At 49.6% G+C, this 3206-nt stretch carries 2 protein-coding genes and 1 pseudogene; 2 read left to right on the forward strand and 1 reads right to left on the reverse strand.

The features are described 5' to 3' along the window. Positions 1 to 184: 184 nt before the first annotated feature. Positions 185 to 1013: pseudogene (locus tag PRECH8_RS09945) on the forward strand (IS110 family transposase); the annotation flags it as partial. A gap of 502 nt (positions 1014 to 1515) precedes the next feature. On the opposite strand, the gene PRECH8_RS14785 reads toward PRECH8_RS09945, so the two are convergent. Then, the gene (locus PRECH8_RS14785) at positions 1516 to 1710 is read right to left on the reverse strand and encodes a DUF6199 family natural product biosynthesis protein (RefSeq protein WP_371871201.1); all 195 of its coding nucleotides are present in this window, start codon (positions 1708 to 1710) and stop codon (positions 1516 to 1518) included. 319 nt (positions 1711 to 2029) lie between these two features. Between PRECH8_RS14785 and PRECH8_RS09950 the strand changes: the two genes are divergently transcribed. Beyond that, positions 2030 to 3206: extracellular solute-binding protein (locus PRECH8_RS09950; RefSeq protein ID WP_200966957.1), on the forward strand; the 1177-nt coding region annotated here is incomplete at its 3' end.

Consider the following 3206-nt stretch of genomic DNA (forward strand, 5'->3'; position numbering starts at 1 on the left):
TTAAAGCATAGGTAATGTATCCTATAAATGAGAGTTAGGCCCAAACGAATGTTAGGACCTTTTATTCTATTAAGGAGCTATTCCTGTAATGAATTAAAATGCGGTTTGAAAAGAAAAAGCGCCTCCTGTATGCTGGGTCATGGAATGATCATTCACTGCCCTAATTAAGAGGAGGACGCTCACTATGAAGTTTAACCAATCGAACAAGCAAAATCAACGAATTTCGAGAATTTCTGAAACGACACTGGTCATCGGAACCGACATCGCGAAACACAACCACGTCGTTCGAGCCTTTAATTACCGAGGAATCGAGCTCGGCAAGCGCTGCTTATTCCAGAACGATGAGAATGGCTTGTTGAACCTGCTGGCGTGGGCGGAATCCATTAAGCAAGAGCATGGACTGACGGACGTGCTGCTTGGCGTAGAGCCGACTGGTCACTATTGGTTCCCGCTGTTTCACTTTCTGAAGCAGTACGGAGTTGAAGTTGTACTGGTAAACCCGCATCACGTCAAGAAAAGCAAGGAACTGGACGACAACTTGCCGACCAAGAATGACATCAAAGATGCGAAAGTCGTCGCCAAGCTTGTCATCGACGGACGCTATACACAGCCGCAGCTGCCGGAAGGCGTTTACGCTGACCTGCGAGTGCTGATGAACCAGCGAGACCGTCTGTGCGGGGATTTGAACCGCGTGAAAGGAAGAATCCACAATTGGCTGGATCGCTTCTTTCCCGAATATACACAAGTGTTTAAAGACTGGGAAGGCAAGGCCTCGCTCATTACGTTACAGCACTTTCCGCTGCCGCAAGATGTCATCGCCGCCGGTGAAACAACAGTCGTGGCGATCTGGAAGAAGAATGACGTGAAACGAGCTGTAGGCCCCAAGAGAGCGGAGCTGCTCTACCGGAAAGCCCAAAAATCCATCGGCCTCACGGAAGGCGCTATGGCGGCCAAGCATGAGCTAGCCATGTATTTGGAGCAGTACGCCATGCTGTGCAGGCAGATTGAGCAGTGGTATGATTATATGAACAGTGACGAAGCCTATCATACTCCTGCCTGGCCTTCACCTGGATTAACGGATGTATCGGGTTCGTGGGATATAGATGCAACGAAAGGTAAATTTGTGGCGGAAGCGACTGTCACAGCGCTTGTTAAAGGTATCCCGCTTGGTTGGACAATCTATGATGTCAGTGATATTTATTAATCATTGATGCATCGCATAGAAGGGGCTGTCTGGAAAGCGCAGATGGCGAGCTGCCGCCATGCCGCCTGAAGGCACAATGGAATAAGAATGGACGGAAATGAACCGCACCTCCAACTGTTAGAATGTGTCTAACCGTTGGGTGCAGTTCGTTTCCGTCCACTATTTATTTCAGGGGACTGAGCAAGAAGGGAATCTGAAACCGTCCGGCTGGTGAATAGCAACCGTATAGTCGCAATCCGGGACAAATGAGGCAGGAGTTCTGGCATGAAGTCACGAATGTGTTCATTTATACGTTCATTTATACGGATTATCTATACATATTGGAAGAATAACACGATCCCCACGATCAATAAAATGATTCCTCCGATTCGATACAGGATGAGCGAGAAATCACTCGGTTCCGCATCTCCGGAAAACCTCCACCAGTTCGATAAGAACCATGAGCTCCTTGGACTAATGAGGGATAGAAGACCAATGCCTATGAAAACGATGATAAAGATCCACACATTTCTCGCCCTCCCCAAAGACGTAATAGATGTATATTAAAAATAAATCATACAATCAAAGTAAAATGTTCCTGAATTTATTACTAATATATGATCGATTATAACCCAATATTCTTAAAACATAAAGGCATTTTGTGCGATTCACGCTGATAACCATCAATGATGATCAGGAGAACTTCACCGGAGAGCGTTGACATGCGATTAGTAAAGAATGGGCGACAAACGCAAGAATTGCTCGTTGTATTCCAAGCAAACAGATTGAATAATAAGGACAATAGCTATTATTGACGTCAATCATAGTGAAAAGAGGTTACAACTGATGCGAAGACCGGTCGGCCAAGTGGTCAAGCTTCTGCTGTATGTTTCCGTGTGCTTGTTGGCGCTGCTCTCATGCGAACACAATCAACCAGACGATCAGCCTCAGGATGAAGCCTCCAGTCACTACTATGATGAATTGGGGCTGAGCCGCTATGACCCTGTGATTACGCTGTCGTTTACAGGTGAGGACAGTGTTTTCATCGAGGAGATCACGAACATACATCCCGAGGAAACCTTGACGAGCAACCGATGGACACAGCTCTATGAGGATGTACTCGGCATCAGGATCGTCTATGACTGGATCGAGAAAGGAGATACGTATCGGCAGAAGCTGGGCATCGCCATCTCCTCCGGTGACATCCCGGATGTCGTCCGGGTGAATCCGAGCCAGCTGCGCATGCTGAGCAATGCCGGTCACATCCAGGACCTGACGGAAGCCTTCAACCTGTACGCAACGGATCTGACGAGAGAGATCCTGACCCAGGAAGGGCTCGGGCCGTTCCAGGCGGCGACGATCGATGGGAAGTTGATGGGCATTCCGCAGAATGATTCGTCGATCGACAAGGCGAGCGTGATCTGGATCCGGACGGACTGGCTGGAGAAACTCGGACTGGAACCGCCCCACACGATGGATGACCTGCTGGCGATTTCGAGAGCGTTTGCGGAACAGGACCCGGATCGCAATGGCCTGCATGATACGTATGGCATCGCCGCTACCAACTATCTGTGGGATCCTGTGGCTGGCCTGCATGGCTTCATGGCAGGTTATGGGGCGTATCCGCAGCTGTGGATCGAGGACAGCTCGGGGAGACTCGTGTACGGCGGCATCCAACCCGAGGTGAAGAAGGCGCTCGCTGTGCTGCAGGAGCTGTATCGCCAGGGACATATCGATCCGGACTTTGCGATCAAGAAGGGTGAGCAGGTGCGCAATGATATCTGGGAAGGTAAGGTCGGCATCATGTACGGCGAGCAGTGGGGATCGTTCCATGTCGGAGGAAGCCGCAACTCGGATGACGATGCGGACTGGCAAGCCTATCCGATCGTATCTGCCGTGGGCAATCAGCCGATGGTGCCGCTTCAGTTTATAACGACCGGTTATTTCGCGGTAAGGAGCTATTCCTGTAATGAATTAAAATGCGGTTTGAAAAGAAAAAGCGCCTCCTGTATGCTGGGTCATG

This window comes from Insulibacter thermoxylanivorax, from assembly GCF_015472005.1.
In the GTDB taxonomy this organism is placed as follows: domain Bacteria; phylum Bacillota; class Bacilli; order Paenibacillales; family DA-C8; genus Insulibacter; species Insulibacter thermoxylanivorax.